Raw genomic sequence first — 15,610 nt, forward strand, 5'->3', positions numbered from 1 at the left:
TGCAGACAGCTCAGACGTGCAACAGCAGGTGTTCACGTTCCCAGGGTGAGATGACCTTCATGAACTCCTCGTACTCGATCTCCTTGACTTCGGTGTAGACAGTCACGAACTCCTTGCCCAGCACGGTGTGCAGGTCGGTCTCGGCCTTGAGCAGTTCCAGGGCCTCGCCCAGGCTGCGCGGCAGGCTGTATTCGCCGAGGTAGGCGTCGCCCTTGCATTCGGGCTTGGGCTCGATACGGTTCTTGATGCCCAGGTAGCCGCAGGCCAGCGTGGCGGCCAGGGCCACGTAGGGGTTGGCGTCCGCGCCGATGACGCGGTTCTCGATGCGGCGCGCGGCCGGGCTCGCCACAGGGGAGCGGATGCCCACGGTGCGGTTGTCGGTGCCCCATTGGATGTTGATGGGCGCCGCCGTCGAACGGGACAGCCGGCGGTACGAATTGACGTACGGAGCGAACAGCGCCATCGCCGCAGGGATGTAGCGCTGCAGGCCGCCGATGTACCAGCGGAACATGTCCGAGGCGCTGCCGTCGGCATTGCTGAAGATGTTGCGCCCGGCCTCGTCGAGCACGCTCTGGTGCACGTGCATGGCGCTGCCCGGCTCGTGGGCCATGGGCTTGGCCATGAAGGTCGCGTACATCTCATGCCGCAGGGCGGCCTCTCGGATGGTGCGCTTGAAAAAGAACACCTCGTCGGCGAGACCCAGCGGATGGTCGTGGAAGAAGTTGATCTCCATCTGCCCGGCACCGGCCTCGTGGATCAGGGTGTCGACGTTGAGCTCCATCTTCTCGCAGTAGGCGTAGATGTCCTCGAAGAGCGGGTCGAACTCGTTGACCGCGTCGATGGAGTAGGACTGGCGCGAGGTCTCCGCGCGGCCGCTGCGTCCGCGCGGTGGGCGCAGGGGCTGGTTGGGATCGGTGTTGCGCTCGATCAGATAGAACTCCAGTTCGGGTGCGACCACCGGGTTCCAACCCTCGGCGGCGAACAGGTCGCAGACGCGGCGCAGCACGGAGCGCGGCGCGTAAGGCACCATGTTGCCGTCGCGGTCGAAGCAGTCGTGGATGACCTGGGCCGTCGGGTCGACCGCCCAGGGCACGATGCGCACGGTGGCCGGGTCGGGCCGCAGGTGCATGTCGCGGTCTGTCGGCGAGATGACGTCGTAGTAGGAACCCTGCTCGGGGAATTCGCCTGTCACCCCGATGGCGACGATGGCCTCGGGCAGCCGCATGCCGCGGTCTTCTGTGAATTTCTCGCGTGGAAGGATCTTGCCGCGGGCCACGCCGGTGAGGTCGGGCACCAGGCATTCGATCTCGGTGACGCGACGCTCGTTGAGCCATTGCTCGAGCTCGCTGAACGTGAAGTTTTCTCGGACAACCATATCTACCTTTCTTGTGCACCGGCCCTCGGGCGCGGCGCGTTTTCTTCTGGATCTGACAACGATGCGTTGCAGTCAGGGCAGCTAGGTTTCAGGCGCGAGATCGTCGTCTTCGTTGCGGTGGTGGGCCGCGCGCCAAGCTTGACAGGCGCGACCGAAGGCCGTCAACAGCTTTCGGGAGGCGGGGTTCTCGTCGGCTCGCCACTCGGGGTGCCATTGCACGCACAGGCTGAAGCCGCTGGATTGCGGAACCGAGAAGGCCTCGACGAGACCGTCCGGCGCGAGCGCCTCGGCACGCAGGCCGTCGGCCAGGCGCCGGATGCCCTGGCCGTGCAGGCTGTTGACCTGGAGATCGCCCAGGCCAAGCACTCGCTCGAGCACGCCGCCGCGCTGCACGTGCACCGGATGCACCGGCCCATACTGCACGTCGACAGGATCCTCGTCGCGCGAGCGGTGGTCCATCAGGCCGGGCTGCTCCTGCACGGCCTGGTACAGCGTGCCACCCAGGGCGACATTGGTTTCCTGCAGGCCACGGCAAATGCCGAACAGCGGCATGCCCCGTCGCAGCACCTCGCGCACCAGGGGCAGTGTCCAGGCGTCGCGTGCTTCGTCCAGGGGCAGGCTGGTGTCGTGGACGTCTTCGCCGAAATGCCGCGGGTGGGTGTTGGAGACCGAGCCCGTGAGGAACACGCCGTCTGCGAGGGACAGCAGCGCGTTCACGTCGTCGGGTTGCGCGGCCGGCACCACCAGGGGCAGACAACCGCCGAGCCGCACGGCGTCAAGGTACTTCTGGCCCGCAGCCTGAAACGGATGGTGTCCGAGCATCTTGCTGCAGGCGGGAACCAGCACGACGGGCAGGTTCCGCGGAGTGGACGGATGGTGGGTGCTCATTGGGCTTGCTGCGCCGGGCTCTTGACCCGGGTCTTGCGATACGGCGCATTGGGCTCGCTGGTGCTGGAACGGAGTGCTCTGTGCCTTGGCGTTTGCAAGGGCTGTGCCACAACACAAGGCCGCCGAAGCCTTGCGCTGTGGTACAGCCCCGCTGCCGTGTGCGCAGACCGGGCGAGCGCTTTCATAGTGCATCCCTCATGCGGTAGTAGGCCATGCCGAGCACCAGGGCGGGCATGCGGAGGCGGGCTCCTCCCGGAAACGAACGGTGTCCGAGACGGGCGAAGATGTCGAAGCGTGCGGCATCGCCTGTCATGGCTTCCGCGACCAGCTTGCCGGCCAGCCCGGTGAGCGCCAGCCCGTGCCCCGAAAAGCCTTGGAGGTAATAGACGTTGGCGTGGTGCGAGCGCACTGAATACGATCCGTCGGACGGCGGATCTTGCGCACCATCTTTGCGCAGGCGCCCGAAATCGGGCGCGCGGTTCATGGAGATGTCGACGAAGCCGCCCCAGGCGTGGTCGATGCGGCAAGCGGCGATTTGCGGGAACGTTTGTGCCATTCGCTTGCGCATGCTGGCCACCAGGTTGCGGGGGGTGGCCGTGCTGTAGCTCACGCGCCCGCCGTAAAGCATGCGGTGGTCCGCGGTGGGCCGGAAGTAGTCGAGCACGAAGTTGGTATCGCACACGGCCGAGCGCGAGGGAATCAGCGCCGTGCACAGCGCCGGATCCAGCGGTTCGGAACACACGATGTAGGTTCCCACCGGCATGATGCGCGACTCCAGCTGCGCGGCCACGCCCTGCAGGTAGACGTTGCCGGCCAGCAGCACCTGCTCGGCCACGACCTGTCCGCGTGCCGTGTGCACCCGCGGCCTGGCGCCGGTCTGCAGACGCGTGACGGCGCTGTCTTCGTAGATGCGGACCCCCAGGCGCTGTGCGGCCCGGGCCAGGCCCAGGCTGTACTTGAGCGGATGCAGGTGGCCCGAGCGGGCGTCGTGGATGCCGCTGTGAAAACGTGGACTGGCAATCCAGCGGCCCATCTCCTGTGGTGCGATCCAGGTGGTCTGGTAGCCGTAGCGGTGGTGCATCTGCTCCTGCCACTTGCGCAGCTCCGCGGCCTTGCGCGCGTTGACCGCCAGGTCCAGGTAGCCCGGTTGCCAGTCGCAATCGATCGCGAAACACCGGCAGCGCTGCGTGATCAAATCCAGCGCCTCCAATGTCATGTCCCAGACGTCGCGGGCCGCTTCCTTGCCGAGCTGCTGCTCGATCACGCTCTGGTCACAGGCCAGCCCTGCGATGGCCTGCCCGCCATTGCGGCCAGAGGCGCCCCAAGCCACCTGCCGGGCTTCGAGCAGCACGACCCGGCGACCCCGCTCCGCCAGCTCGACCGCGGCAGACAGGCCGGCCAAGCCACCGCCGACGATGACGACATCGGCCTGGGCGTCGGCGTCGAGCGTGGGAAACGGGATCTCGCGCGGCGCCGTGGCCACGTAGTACGAATCGCGCGCAAGATCTTGGTCGACGCTCAGAAAGCTCATAAATAAGTGAAGCTCGCCTTAGAAGGGAAGTGCACCGTCCCGCAGCCAGCCTGGAGCGCAGCCGGACGGCAGTGCCAGCCCGCGCCGTGCGACCGGCCGCCGCTCCACCGTACTGAAAGACCCGGGCTTTGTCGATCGGGTTCTTGGGATGTCCACGTTCATCTCCTTCTGTTTTTTCGTATGCATTTCGCATGCCAGTTTAGGCGGCGGTCGGCGCAATCGGGTTGCGCCTGGGTGGAGGGTGAACCCTGCGTATTCGCATAACATGCGACGATCAGCAGCAAAAACAGAATCCAATGCGAAAGTTCGAGGCGAACGTGCAATTCGACGCGATTGATGCGGCCATCCTGCGCGAATTGCAGAATGACGCCAAGCTGTCCAATGTGGAGCTCGCCAACCGGGTCCAGCTGTCGCCTTCGGCCTGCCTGCGCCGGGTGAAGCTCCTGGAAGATGGCGGCGTGATCACCCACTACGTGGCCCTCGTCAACCCGAAGGCGGTAGGCCAGCCGGGCACCTCGTTCACGATCGTCAACATCGAACGGACCACGCCGGAAGCCCTGCGCGCCTTCGAGCAGGCCGTGGCGGACGAGCCGCGGATCCAGGATTGCTTTTATGTCGCGGGCAGCAACGATTACCTGCTGCGCTTCACCTACCGCGACGCAGACGACCTGGAGCGCTTCTATGCCGAAGTGCTGTCACGCCTGCCCGGCGTGGTGCGCTCCAACTCCATGCTGGTGCTGCGCACCGTCAAGCGCACGACCGCACTGGCGCTGCGCTCCGAGCTGCGGCAGTAGCCGGCCTAGTAGGCGCTCAGCGCCCCGTCGACGAAGACCTTGAGCTCGCCTGGCGCGAAGGCGGTCCAGGCTTCGTTGGTCGTGAGCGGCGTGGTCACCACCACGGCCACGCGGTCGTCGGGCGTGGTCAGGCTGGAGAAGTCGACCGAAAGGTCTTCGTCGGCCAATTGCGCCTGTGTGAAGGGATGGCGCCGCTCCACGTAGTGCAGCAGCGTGGACGCATGGGCCCACAGCGCCTGGCCGTTGGACAGCAGAAAGTTGAAGGTGCCGTGCCGCGCGATGCGCTGCGCCAGTTCGCGCAGCGTGATGCTGAGCTCCTCCACCGTCGGCACACCGGCATGCGACTTGGCCAGCTCCTGCATGATCCAGCAGAAGGCGCGCTCGCTGTCGGTGCTGCCGACCGGACGGAACGCCGCATGCAGCCGCGGGTGGAAGTCCTTCAGGTCGCCGTTGTGGGCGAACACCCAGTAGCGGCCCCAGAGTTCGCGCACGAAGGGATGGCAATTCTCCAGCGCCACCACGCCCTGCGTGGCCTTGCGGATGTGCGAGATCACGTTGCGGCTCTTGATCGGGTAGCGCCGGATCAACTCGGCCACGGGCGATTCGCAGGCGCTCTGGTGGTCGACGAAATGGCGCAGTCCATGGCCCTCGAAGAAGGCGATGCCCCAGCCGTCGCCATGGTGGTCGGTGCGGCCGCCACGTTCGGCAAAACCCGTGAAGCTGAACACCACATCGGTCGGCGTGTTGCAGTTCATGCCCAGCAGTTGGCACATGCTCAGTTCCCCGGTGCGCGCGGATCGGCGCGCAACTGGCGTGCCGCCGCAATCGCCAGCACGCACAGCGCGGCCAACATCAAAAAGGTTTCGTTGAACGCGGCCAGGCGCTGCGGGCTGACGCCGTCCTGCGGCATCAGGCTCTGGCCATGCGCAGCCAGCCGCCACTCCAGCACGATGCCGCACAGGCTCACGCCGGTGGCGCCGCCCAGCATGCGCAGGAAGTTGATCGCGCTGGCGCCCTGCGGGATCAGCGACCTGTCGAGCGAACGCATGGCGCCCAGGTTCAAGGACGGCAGGATGAAGCCCAGGCCGATGCGCCCGAGGATGGCCCAGGCCACCAGCCACGCGATCGGACTGGCCGCAGGCACCGTCATCATGAGCGCGAACGAGGCCGCCAGCAGCGCCAGCCCGGTGCTCACGAGCAGCGATGCGGGCTTGCGGTCCGCCAGCCGGCCGACCAGCGCCATGGTGCCGGCCAGCACCAGGCTGGCCGGCACGAGGATGGTGCCGACATGGGCAGCCGACAGGTGCAGCGCCGACTGCATGTAGACCGGCAGCAGGTAGGTGGAGCCGAACAGCGCCGTGCCATAGATGCCGGAGACCACGCAGCCCATGGCATAGGCGCGCGACTGGAACAGCCGCATGTCCATGAGCGGCAGCCCGCCGCTGCGGGTCTGGCGTTCCTGCCACCAGATGAAGCTGCCGAAGGCCGCCACGGCCGCGGCCAGCAGCAGCACCGCCAGCGCGCCCGGCCGCGCGTGCAGCTCCACCATGCCGTTGAGCAGGCACAGCGTGCCCACCGTGCCCAGCACCAGGCCGGACCAGTCGAGCCGCCCGCCATCGCGCGTGGCGGCAGCGCCCCCCGGCGCCGTCATCGGCACGTAGGTGCGCGCTAGCCACAGCGAAGCGATGCAGAACGGCACCACCATGAAGAAGATCGAGCGCCAGCCGAAAGCCTCGACCAGCAGGCCGCCGATGCTGGGGCCGATGGCGGGTGCCAGCACCACGCCCATGCCGAAAATGCCGGTCGCGCGGCCCTGCTCGTGCGGCTGGAAGGCGCGCAGGATGATGATGGCCGGGATCGGCTGCACCACGCCCGCGGCCAGGCCCTCAGCCACGCGGGCCGCGAGCACCAGGCCGAAGTCCGATGCGAAGCCGCCCGCGATGCCACCCGCCATCAGCAGCCACATGGCGCCCGAATAGGTGCGGCGGTACCCGTAGCGCGCCAGCAGCCAGGGCGTGGTCAGCATGGAGCTGGTCATGGCGACCATGAAGCCCGAGCTGACCCAGGCGGCACGGGAAGGTCCGAGCGCGAACTGGTGGCTCATGTCCGGCACCGCGACGTTGACGATGGTGGAGGACATGATGGACGCGATCGTGCCCACCATCACCGACAGCAGCAGCAGCCAGCGGTAGCGCGGCCCGTAGCGGGCACGCAGGTCGGGCAGGGAGGACGTCGCGCTCAAGGGAAGAAAAGGGCCGTTGCCGGCCCGCTTACTTCTTCTCGGACCAGAGCTGGCCGCCGGTGGCCCAGTTCTCGCGCTTGATGTCGGTGATCAGGATATCGACCGATTCCGGCGAGCCGCCGAGGATCTCGACCGAGACGCGGGTGATCTCGGCCACGAGCTTCTTCTTCTGCTCGACGGTGCGGCCTTCCATCATCTCGACGTGGTAAGTGGGCATGGGTGGTTCTCCTGGAAGGGCTGAAAGCCCGGCATGTTAGCCCTCGGCACAGCGCGCACAGACACAGGCCAGGCCACGCGCGGCCGGTGGCACGCGGGCCAGCACCTCGGGGGCGATGCGTGCCTGCATGCACCAGCAGTCGGCAGCGCGCCCGGCCTCGCCACAGGCGATCACGCAGGCATTGGCCTGGCCGCACAGCGGACAGGTGCCAGCGTCGGGCACGGGCAGCGGCGGCAAGGGTGCGGCAGGCATGCAAATCAGTGTAGGCCAAGCCCGCATCCGCCCCTGCCTGGGCCGAAGGGCGCGCCCCGGCCTGCACAATGGACGACGCTTTCCACACAGAACAAGGAGAACTTCATGTTGGCCAACATCCTGATCGTGCTCGTGGCGCTGCTGCACCTGTACTTCCTGGTCCTGGAGATGGTGCTTTGGGACAAGCCCCAAGGCATGAAGGCGTTCAATCTCACCCCCGAGAAGGCAGAGATGACCAAGTCCATGGCGGCCAACCAGGGCCTGTACAACGGCTTCCTGGCGGCCGGGCTGCTGTGGGGCTTGAACCTGGGCGCCGAAGGCCTGCACATCAAGGTCTTCTTCCTCGCCTGCGTGGCGGTGGCGGGTGTCTTCGGCGCCATGACCGTCAGCCGCAAGATCTTCTACATCCAGGCGCTGCCGGCGCTGCTCGCCCTCGCCGCGCTCTGGCTGTTGTAATGGCTACAGGATCCCGTCGTCCGCGGGCTGGCGAGGGGTGACGGTGGCCTCGGCCAGCGCATTGGCCTGGGCCTGCTCGGTGGCAAAGATGTCCCACACGGCGATGAACATGGCCGCGATCAGCGGTCCGATGACGAAGCCGTTGAGCCCGAACAGCGCCATGCCGCCCAGCGTGCTGATCAGCACCACGTAGTCGGGCATCTTGGTGTCCTTGCCCACCAGCAGCGGGCGCATCACGTTGTCCACCAGGCCGATCACCACCACGCCGTAGACCACCAGGCCGATGCCCTGCAGCGTGGCGCCGGTGGCCAGCAGGTAGATCGCCACCGGCCCCCAGACCAGGCCCGCCCCCACGGCGGGCAGCAGCGACAGGAAGGCCATCAGCACCGCCCACAGCACCGGCGCGTGGATGCCCAGGAGCCAGAAAGCCAGTCCCCCAAGCGCGCCCTGCACGGCGGCCACGGCAATGTTGCCCTTCACCGTGGCGCGGATCACGGTGGTGAATTTGCCCGAGAGGTTGCGCAGGTAGCCCGCGTCGAGCGGGATGGCGTCGCGCATGCGGCGCGTCAGCCGGGCGCCGTCGCGCAGCAGGAAGAACAGCAGGTACAGCATGATGAAGAAGCTGACCACGAAGTCGAAGGTGTTCTGCCCGATGTCGATGGCCTGCTGCGCGATGCGCTGGCTGCCCTGCTGCAGCGCGGTCACGAGGCGCTGCTGCAGGCCGTCCAGGTCGTCCAGCCCGAAGCGCCCCAGCAGCTGCGTGAACCAGTCGGGCAGCGCGGCATAGATCTGGTGCGCGTAGCCCGAGAAGCTCACGCCACCGTCGCGCACCCTGGCGTACAGCGCCGTCACCTCCTGCACCACGGAACTCGTGATCATGGCCAGCGGCAGGATGACGAGCAGCACGATGACGAGCAGGGTCAGCAACGCGGCAAGGGTGGGCCGCTGGCGCGTCTTGACCAGCAGGCGCCGGTACAGCGGCGCGAACACGATGGCCAGCACCGCCCCCCAGAACACGGCGCCATAGAACGGCAACAGGATCCAGCAGAAGGCGACCGAAACGGCGACCAGCAGCAGGATGAAGGCTTTTTGTTCGAGCGCTGGCGGCTGTGAGGACATGTGAAGGACGGGTGGCAGAGGTGCCGCGGATCGTATCGGCAAAAGGCAGCCGCCCCCGGGCAAGGTACCGCCAGCGCAGGTCGGACGGGACGCCGTCCCCCATGCAAAACGGCGCCCGCAGGCGCCGCCAGGCCATGGTGGGAAGAAGCTCAGCCCGCCTTCACCTTCAACCGCCACGCATGCAACAGCGGCTCGGTGTAGCCGCTCGGCTGCTCCTTGCCCTTGAACACCAGGTCCAGCGCGGCCTGGAACGCGGCACCTTGCGGATTCGCCACCAGGCTCTTGTAGAGCGGGTCACCCGTGTTCTGCTTGTCGACCACGGCCGCCATGCGCGTGAAGGTCTCGCGCACCTGGGCCTCGGTCACCACGCCGTGCTGCAGCCAGTTGGCCATGTGCTGGCTGCTGATGCGCAGCGTGGCGCGGTCTTCCATGAGGCCCACGTTGTGGATGTCGGGCACCTTGGAGCAGCCCACGCCCTGGTCGATCCAGCGCACCACGTAGCCCAGGATGCCCTGGGCGTTGTTGTCCAGTTCCTGCTGCTTGTCGGCATCCGACCAGTTGGTGTCGGTGGCCACGGGCACGGTCAGCAGGCCATTGAGAATGGCGTCGCGCTCGGCGGCCACGTCGGTCTTCTCGAGCTCCTTCTGCACGTCCGCCACGCTGACCTGGTGGTAGTGCAGCGCGTGCAGCGTGGCGGCCGTGGGGCTGGGCACCCAGGCCGTGTTGGCGCCGGCCTTCGGGTGGCCGATCTTCTGCACCAGCATGTCGGCCATCAGGTCGGGCATGGCCCACATGCCCTTGCCGATCTGGGCCTTGCCGCGCAGGCCGGCGGCCAGGCCGACCAGCACGTTGTTCTTCTCGTAGGCCGTGATCCAGGGCGTGCTCTTCATCGCGCCCTTGCGCAGCATCGGGCCCGCGTACATGGCGGTGTGCATCTCGTCGCCCGTGCGGTCCAGGAAGCCGGTGTTGATGAAGGCCACGCGGCTCGCGGCGGCGGCGATGCAGGCCGCCAGGTTTACGCTGGTGCGGCGCTCCTCGTCCATGATGCCGAGCTTGACGGTGCTGTCGGCCAGCCCCAGCAGCTGCTCGACGCGGCCGAACAGTTCGCTGGCGAAGGCGACCTCGGCAGGGCCGTGCATCTTGGGCTTGACGATGTAGACCGAGCCGGTGCGCGAGTTGCGCACGGTCTGGCCGGCACGGGGCTTGAGGTCGTGCAGCGCGATGGTCGTGGTGACGACGGCGTCCAGGATGCCTTCGGGGATTTCCTTGGTGGAACCGTCGGCCGCGGTGTAGAGCACGGCCGGGTTGGTCATCAGGTGGCCGACATTGCGCACGAACATCAGCGATCGGCCATGCAACGTGACGGGCTGGCCGCTGGCGCCGGTGTATTGGCGGTCCGGGTTCAGGCCGCGCGTGAAGGTCTTGCCGCCCTTGGCGACTTCCTCGGTCAGCGTGCCCTGCAGGATGCCCAGCCAGTTGCTGTACGCCACCACCTTGTCGTCGGCGTCGACCACGGCGACCGAGTCTTCCAGGTCGAGGATGGTGGACAGCGCGGATTCCAGCACCACATCGCTGACGCCTGCCGCGTCGCTTTGGCCGATGGCCGTGCTGCGGTCGATGCGGATGTCGATGTGGATGCCGTTGTGCTTGAGCAGCACGGAAGACGGCGCTGCCGCATCGCCCTGGTAGCCGATGAACTGCGCGGCGTCCTTCAGGCCGGTCTGGCCGGCGCCGGTCTGCACCACCAGCTTGCCGCCATCGACGCGGTAGCCCGTGGCAGCCGTGTGCGAACCGCTGGCCAGCGGCGCGGCTTCGTCCAGGAACTTGCGCGCGAAGGCGATGACCTTGGCGCCGCGGATGGGGTTGTAGCCGCCGGCCTTCTCGGCGCCGTCGTCCTCGGAGATCGCGTCGGTGCCGTAGAGCGCGTCGTACAGCGAGCCCCAGCGCGCGTTGGCCGCATTGAGCGCGTAGCGCGCGTTCAGGATCGGCACCACCAGCTGCGGGCCGGCCTGGGTGGCCAGTTCGGCGTCGACGTCGGTGGTGGTCGCCTTGGCGCCGGCGGGCACCGGCACCAGGTAGCCGATCTTTTCCAGGAAGGCACGGTAGGCCGGCATGTCGGCGATGGGGCCCGGGTGGGCCTGGTGCCAGGCGTCGAGTTCGCTCTGCAGGCGATCGCGTTCGGCCAGCAGGGCGATGTTCTTGGGCGCCAGGTCGCCGACGATGGCGTCGAAGCCCTTCCAGAACGCGGCCGCCTCGACACCGGTGCCGGGCAGCACCTTGTCTTCGATGAAGCGGGCCAGGTTGGTCGCGACCTGGAGTCGGTGGTAGGTGGTGCGTGCGGTCATGGCTGGCCTTTCGGAGTCCGGATGCGGAAAAGGATCGTCGGGGAGATGCAGAAATCGGGCCGCTGCCTGCGGCGTCCCCTGACTTTAGAGGACACTGGGCCTTCGATTGCGCACCGCAGCAGCGGGTCATCTGTGACCAAAATGATGGTAATCACAGAGGTTCCAGACCCAAAGCCACCCCAACCCAGCGCAATAACCCTGCATTTCCACCCCAGGAACCTGCCATGGCCCTTCTGAATGCGCTCGCCTTGAACCACATGAACCAGGTGCTCCAGCAGCACATCGATGCCGGCCTGCTGCCTGGCGCCGTGGTGCTGGTGGGCACCGGCGGGCAGGTTGCGCATCGGGCCGCCCTGGGGCGGCGGGACCCTGCCGGTCCGCAAGCCATGCCGGCCGATGCGATCTTTCGCATCTATTCGATGACCAAACCCATCGTGTCGCTCGCGGCGCTGATGCTGGCCGAACAGGGACGGCTGTCGCTCGCCGATCCGATCACGCGCTGGCTGCCGCAGTTCGCCGAGACACCGGTCGGTGTCGAGCGCGACGGCCAATTGCAGCTGGAGCGCGCGCTGCGCCCGCCCACGGTGCACGACCTGCTGCGCCACACGGCCGGCTTCACCTACGAGTTCCTGGGCAACAGCGCGGTGCAGCGCCAGTACCAGGCGGCCGACCTCGCCAACACCCGCCGGACCAATGCGGGTTTCTGCGACGCGCTGGCCCGCCTGCCCTACAGCGCCCAGCCCGGCAGCTGCTGGCAGTACAGCCGCGCCACCGACGTGCTGGGCGCGCTGCTGGAGGTGGTGGCCGGCGAGCCGTTGGGCGCGCTGCTGCAGCGGCTGATCCTGGGCCCGCTGGGCATGGTGGACACGGGTTTCAGCGTGCCGCCCGCGCAGCAGCACCGCATCGCCGAGCCCTTCGCCCACTGCCCCGAAACCGGCCAGCCGGTCGTGATGCTGGACGCACGCAGCACACCGGCCTTCGAATCGGGCGGCGGCGGCCTGTTGTCGACCGCGGCCGATTACCTGCGCTTCCTGCAACTGCTGCGCAACCAGGGCCGCTTCGAGGGCCAGCGCCTGGTCTCGCGCAAAACCATGGAATGGATGACGGCAGACCACCTGGGCGCCATCCCCGTGGCCGGCGAACTGCTCGCGCCCGGCCATGGCTTCGGCCTGGGCGTGGCGGTGCGCACGGCCCCTGGCCTGGTCGCGCAGCCCGGCTCTCCCGGCATGTACTTCTGGAGCGGTATCGGCGGCACCTTCTTTTTCGTCGACCCGGCCGAGGACGTGTTCGCGCTGCTGCTGGCACAGACGCCCAACCAGCGCATATTCTTCCGCAACCTGTTCCGGCACCTGGTCTACGCGGCCATCGAATGAAAGGACCTGGCATGACCACCACGCGATCGCGCTGGGCACTGCTGCTCGCCGCCGCCCTGCTCGCAGCCTGCGCCACGCCGCGCCCCACAGGCGCACCGCCGGGCGCCGTCAGCGTGAGCTGGAGCGACCCGGCCCAGTTCACCGAGACGCGCGCGAACCCCCGCGACACGCCCGCCGCGCGCGAGGCCTGGCTCAGCGCGCTGGCCCGCCACCTGGCCGAAAAGGCGGCGGCCGTGCTGCCCGCCGACGAAAAGCTGGAAGTGCGCATCACCGACATCCAGCGTGCTGGCGGTTTCGAGCCCTGGCGCGGCACGCAGGCCAGCGATGTGCGCATCGTGCGCGACATCTACCCGCCGCGCATCGCGCTGGAGTTCAAGCAACTGGCGGCCGATGGCCGTGTGCTCAAGCAAGGCCGGCGCGAACTGCGCGACGCCGGCTTCCTGATGGGCCCAGCGCTCTACCCCAGCGACCCGCTGAACCACGAGAAGCAGTTGCTGGACGACTGGGTGCGCAAGGAATTCAGTCGCTCGGCCCTGCAATGACGGCTGCGTCGTGCAGCCGGCCGATGGCGCCTGCATCCAGGCCCAGCACCTCGGCCAGCACTTCATCCGTGTTGCTGCCGATGGTGGGCGCGGGCCGGGTCGGGGCGCGCTCCATGGCCGGTGCACGCACGGCGCTGCCGGCCACCAGGTGCTCGCCCATGCCGGGCGTGGTGGTGCGCTCGAACACGGGGTTCTCGGTGCTGACGCGCTTGTCGCTGGCCAGCAGCTCGCCCACGGTCTTGTAGCGGCCCCAGCAGACCTTGTTGGCCTGCAGTTCGCGTTCGGCGTCCAGGGTGCCGCGCGCGGCGAACCAGGGCTCGACCAATTCGGCGATCGCATCGCGGCCCTCGTAGCGCTGCGCCTCGTCGTCGAAGTCCAGGCCCAGGCGCTGCTCGGTGGCGGCCACGGCCTCGCCGATGCCGCAGGCCTTGACCAGTGAACGCCACTGCCCGGCCGAGATCGCGGCGACCATGATGCGTTCGCCATCGGCCGTCGCGAAGTCGCGACCGAAGGCGCCATAAATGTGGTTGCCGATGGAGGGGCGCTCCTCGTGCAGCAATTCGGCCTCGGCCAGCACGCCGAGGTTGGACAGCGTGGTGAACGCCACGTCCGACAGCGCCATCTTGAGTTCCGCGCCCACGCCCTCGCGCTGGCGCCGGTTCACGGCCGCCACGATGGCGAACGCGGCCTGGTAGGCACAGGCCACATCCCAGGCCGGCATCACATGGTTGACGGGCCGCTCGCGCGAACCGCCGCCCGTGGCATAGGGGTAGCCCGTGGCGCAGTTGACGGTGTAGTCCACCGCCGTGCTGCCGTCGGCATTGCCCTGGATGGTGCAGCTGATCACGTCGGCACGGCGCTGGGCGAGCACCTCGTGCGCGAGCCACGGCGTGCCGATGTTGGTCAGCAGCACGCCAGCGTCCGGGCCCGGCGCCGTGGCCAGGGCCTGCACCAGCTCGCGGCCTTCGGGCTTGCGGATGTCGATGGCGACCGAGCGCTTGCCCTTGTTGAGCCCGGCCCAGTAGATGCTGCGCCCCCGCCCCTCAGGGTGCGGCATGCGCGGCAGCCGCGCGTAGTCGATGCCCCCGCCGGGGATGTCCACGCGGATCACGTCGGCACCGAACTGCGCCAGCGTGAGGCCGGCCAGCGGCGCAGCGATGAAGGCGGAGCTTTCGACCACGCGCAGGCGGTTCAGGAAGGGATAGGTCATGCTGGTCTCAGAGCGAAGAATGGGAAGGTACAGCCTCGATTCTGGGACCGGCGCGCCGATCCACCTGTCATGCGCGCTCGAACACCGCCGCCATGCCCTGGCCGCCGCCGATGCACATGGTCTCCAGCCCGTAGCGCACGCCGCGGCGCTGCATCTCGTGCAGCAGCGAGGTCATGATGCGCACGCCCGTCGCGCCCACCGGGTGGCCCAGCGAGATGCCCGAGCCGTTCACGTTCAGCCGCTCGGGATCGTTCCAGCCCCAGCCCTTGGTGACGGCCAGCGCCTGGCAGGCGAAGGCCTCGTTGAGCTCGACCAGGCCGATGTCGTCCCAGGACAGGCCGTTGCGCGCGAACAGCTTCTCCACCGCCGGCACCGGGCCGATGCCCATGTGCGAAGGCTCGCAGCCCGCTGCCGTCCAGCTGTGCAGCCAGCCGATGGGCGTGAGGCCCAGCTTCTCGACCTGGCTCTCGGCCACGACCAGGCAGCCCGCGGCCGCGTCGTTCTGCTGGCAGGCGTTGCCCGCGGTCACGGTGCCGTCCTTCATCAGCGGCTTGAGCTTGGCCAGCTGCGCGAGCGTGAGGTCGCCGCGGATGCCCTCGTCCATGGCCACCTGCAGCGGGTCGCCCTTTTTCTGCGGCACGGCCACGGGCACGAGTTCGTCGGCGAACCGGCCGGCCTCCCAGGCCGCGGCGGCGCGCTGGTGGCTGCGCAGTGCGAAGGCATCGGCCTCTTCGCGCGTGACACCGTAGTCGCGCGCCAGGTTCTCGGCCGTCTCGATCATGCCGCTGATGCGGCCGAAGCGCGCCTCGGGCTGCGAGCGCTCGCGCCCGCGCTCCAGCCGGTCGTGGAAGCGCACGGTGCCGGCACGCTTGCCCCAGCGCATGTCGGTGGTGTAGTACTCCACGTTGCTCATGCTCTCCACGCCGCCCGCCAGCACCACGTCGGCCGCGCCGGTCTGCACCATCATGGCGGCCGTGGCGATGGCCTGCAGGCCCGAGCCGCAGCGCCGGTCCAGCTGCATGCCGGCCACCGAGATCGGAAAGCCCGCCTGCAGCGCCACCCAGCGGCCGGTGCAGGGCACCTCGCCGTTGGCGTAGGAGTGTGCGAACACGACGTCGTCGATGCGGGCCGGGTCCAGGCCCGTGCGCTGCACGATGGCGCGCGCCACGGTGGCGCCGAGTTCCTCGACCGGCACGCTGCGCAGGCTGCCGCCGAACGCGCCGATGGGCGTGCGCAGCGGGGAAACGATGGCGGCTCTTTGCATGG

General features: G+C 68.3%; 15 protein-coding genes. 4 read left to right on the plus strand and 11 right to left on the minus strand.

Annotated features, from left to right (window positions below; genetic code table 11):
* Positions 1–10 precede the first annotated feature (10 nt).
* From DES41_RS34775 to DES41_RS34785, 3 genes are all read right to left on the minus strand, one after another.
* The gene (locus DES41_RS34775; RefSeq protein ID WP_114472253.1) at positions 11–1,375 is read right to left on the minus strand and encodes a glutamine synthetase family protein; all 1,365 of its coding nucleotides are present in this window, start codon (positions 1,373–1,375) and stop codon (positions 11–13) included.
* An 81-nt stretch (positions 1,376–1,456) separates the two neighbouring features.
* Complete coding sequence (locus DES41_RS34780; RefSeq protein ID WP_114472254.1) at positions 1,457–2,263, minus strand: gamma-glutamyl-gamma-aminobutyrate hydrolase family protein; 807 nt, start codon at positions 2,261–2,263, stop codon at positions 1,457–1,459.
* A 181-nt stretch (positions 2,264–2,444) separates the two neighbouring features.
* Positions 2,445–3,794 (minus strand): NAD(P)/FAD-dependent oxidoreductase, encoded by a 1,350-nt coding sequence (locus DES41_RS34785; protein WP_114472256.1) that lies wholly within the window; start codon positions 3,792–3,794, stop codon positions 2,445–2,447.
* Between the two features lie 296 nt (positions 3,795–4,090).
* Here DES41_RS34785 and DES41_RS34790 point away from each other — a divergent pair, with 296 nt between their 5' ends.
* Complete coding sequence (locus DES41_RS34790) at positions 4,091–4,588, plus strand: Lrp/AsnC family transcriptional regulator (protein WP_114472257.1); 498 nt, start codon at positions 4,091–4,093, stop codon at positions 4,586–4,588.
* A gap of 5 nt (positions 4,589–4,593) precedes the next feature.
* Here the strand turns inward: DES41_RS34790 and DES41_RS34795 are convergent, their stop codons facing one another.
* From DES41_RS34795 to DES41_RS34810, 4 genes are read right to left on the minus strand one after another with little or no spacing between them, the layout of a single operon-like run.
* Positions 4,594–5,361 (minus strand): class II glutamine amidotransferase, encoded by a 768-nt coding sequence (locus DES41_RS34795; RefSeq protein ID WP_114472259.1) that lies wholly within the window; start codon positions 5,359–5,361, stop codon positions 4,594–4,596.
* Between the two features lie 2 nt (positions 5,362–5,363).
* Entirely contained in the window at positions 5,364–6,830 is a 1,467-nt protein-coding gene (locus DES41_RS34800; protein ID WP_245966023.1) for an MFS transporter, read from the minus strand.
* A 28-nt stretch (positions 6,831–6,858) separates the two neighbouring features.
* On the minus strand, positions 6,859–7,047 hold the full coding sequence (locus tag DES41_RS34805) for a 4-oxalocrotonate tautomerase (protein WP_114472260.1): 189 nt from the start codon (positions 7,045–7,047) through the stop codon (positions 6,859–6,861).
* Positions 7,048–7,083: 36 nt separating this feature from the next.
* The gene (locus tag DES41_RS34810) at positions 7,084–7,299 is read right to left on the minus strand and encodes a cysteine-rich CWC family protein (protein ID WP_114472262.1); all 216 of its coding nucleotides are present in this window, start codon (positions 7,297–7,299) and stop codon (positions 7,084–7,086) included.
* 105 nt (positions 7,300–7,404) lie between these two features.
* Between DES41_RS34810 and DES41_RS34815 the strand changes: the two genes are divergently transcribed.
* The gene (locus tag DES41_RS34815) at positions 7,405–7,755 is read left to right on the plus strand and encodes a DUF1304 domain-containing protein (protein WP_114472264.1); all 351 of its coding nucleotides are present in this window, start codon (positions 7,405–7,407) and stop codon (positions 7,753–7,755) included.
* Positions 7,756–7,758: 3 nt separating this feature from the next.
* On the opposite strand, the gene DES41_RS34820 is transcribed toward DES41_RS34815, so the two are convergent.
* A complete protein-coding gene (locus DES41_RS34820; protein WP_114472266.1) occupies positions 7,759–8,874 on the minus strand; it encodes an AI-2E family transporter in 1,116 nt (371 codons plus the stop codon).
* Between the two features lie 149 nt (positions 8,875–9,023).
* Entirely contained in the window at positions 9,024–11,219 is a 2,196-nt protein-coding gene (locus tag DES41_RS34825) for a malate synthase G (protein WP_114472267.1), read from the minus strand.
* Between the two features lie 224 nt (positions 11,220–11,443).
* On the opposite strand from DES41_RS34825, the gene DES41_RS34830 reads away from it, so the two are divergent.
* Together DES41_RS34830 and DES41_RS34835 are read left to right on the plus strand one after the other, a co-directional pair.
* Positions 11,444–12,592, plus strand: a complete 1,149-nt coding sequence (locus DES41_RS34830) for a serine hydrolase domain-containing protein (RefSeq protein WP_114472269.1) — start codon at positions 11,444–11,446, stop codon at positions 12,590–12,592.
* 11 nt (positions 12,593–12,603) lie between these two features.
* Positions 12,604–13,134: a DUF3016 domain-containing protein gene (locus DES41_RS34835; protein WP_114472271.1), complete on the plus strand. Its 531-nt coding sequence runs from the start codon at positions 12,604–12,606 to the stop codon at positions 13,132–13,134.
* On the opposite strand, the gene DES41_RS34840 is transcribed toward DES41_RS34835, so the two are convergent.
* On the minus strand, positions 13,112–14,344 hold the full coding sequence (locus tag DES41_RS34840) for a CoA transferase (RefSeq protein ID WP_114472273.1): 1,233 nt from the start codon (positions 14,342–14,344) through the stop codon (positions 13,112–13,114). The genes DES41_RS34835 and DES41_RS34840 overlap by 23 nt on opposite strands.
* A gap of 67 nt (positions 14,345–14,411) precedes the next feature.
* The gene (locus tag DES41_RS34845) at positions 14,412–15,608 is read right to left on the minus strand and encodes an acetyl-CoA C-acetyltransferase (RefSeq protein WP_114472274.1); all 1,197 of its coding nucleotides are present in this window, start codon (positions 15,606–15,608) and stop codon (positions 14,412–14,414) included.
* Positions 15,609–15,610 lie beyond the last annotated feature (2 nt).

Origin of the sequence: Pseudorhodoferax soli (assembly GCF_003337555.1) — a bacterium.
In the GTDB taxonomy this organism is placed as follows: domain Bacteria; phylum Pseudomonadota; class Gammaproteobacteria; order Burkholderiales; family Burkholderiaceae_C; genus Pseudorhodoferax; species Pseudorhodoferax soli.

Coding starts and splice junctions, on each gene's coding strand:
- DES41_RS34845 (WP_114472274.1), bottom strand. CDS start 15,608: ATGCAAAGAGCCGCCATCGTTTCCCCGCTGCGCACGCCCATCGGCGCG.
- DES41_RS34790 (WP_114472257.1), top strand. CDS start 4,091: ATGCGAAAGTTCGAGGCGAACGTGCAATTCGACGCGATTGATGCGGCC.
- DES41_RS34825 (WP_114472267.1), bottom strand. CDS start 11,219: ATGACCGCACGCACCACCTACCACCGACTCCAGGTCGCGACCAACCTG.
- DES41_RS34820 (WP_114472266.1), bottom strand. CDS start 8,874: ATGTCCTCACAGCCGCCAGCGCTCGAACAAAAAGCCTTCATCCTGCTG.
- DES41_RS34815 (WP_114472264.1), top strand. CDS start 7,405: ATGTTGGCCAACATCCTGATCGTGCTCGTGGCGCTGCTGCACCTGTAC.
- DES41_RS34810 (WP_114472262.1), bottom strand. CDS start 7,299: ATGCCTGCCGCACCCTTGCCGCCGCTGCCCGTGCCCGACGCTGGCACC.
- DES41_RS34785 (WP_114472256.1), bottom strand. CDS start 3,794: ATGAGCTTTCTGAGCGTCGACCAAGATCTTGCGCGCGATTCGTACTAC.
- DES41_RS34830 (WP_114472269.1), top strand. CDS start 11,444: ATGGCCCTTCTGAATGCGCTCGCCTTGAACCACATGAACCAGGTGCTC.
- DES41_RS34835 (WP_114472271.1), top strand. CDS start 12,604: ATGACCACCACGCGATCGCGCTGGGCACTGCTGCTCGCCGCCGCCCTG.
- DES41_RS34780 (WP_114472254.1), bottom strand. CDS start 2,263: ATGAGCACCCACCATCCGTCCACTCCGCGGAACCTGCCCGTCGTGCTG.
- DES41_RS34805 (WP_114472260.1), bottom strand. CDS start 7,047: ATGCCCACTTACCACGTCGAGATGATGGAAGGCCGCACCGTCGAGCAG.
- DES41_RS34775 (WP_114472253.1), bottom strand. CDS start 1,375: ATGGTTGTCCGAGAAAACTTCACGTTCAGCGAGCTCGAGCAATGGCTC.
- DES41_RS34795 (WP_114472259.1), bottom strand. CDS start 5,361: ATGTGCCAACTGCTGGGCATGAACTGCAACACGCCGACCGATGTGGTG.
- DES41_RS34840 (WP_114472273.1), bottom strand. CDS start 14,344: ATGACCTATCCCTTCCTGAACCGCCTGCGCGTGGTCGAAAGCTCCGCC.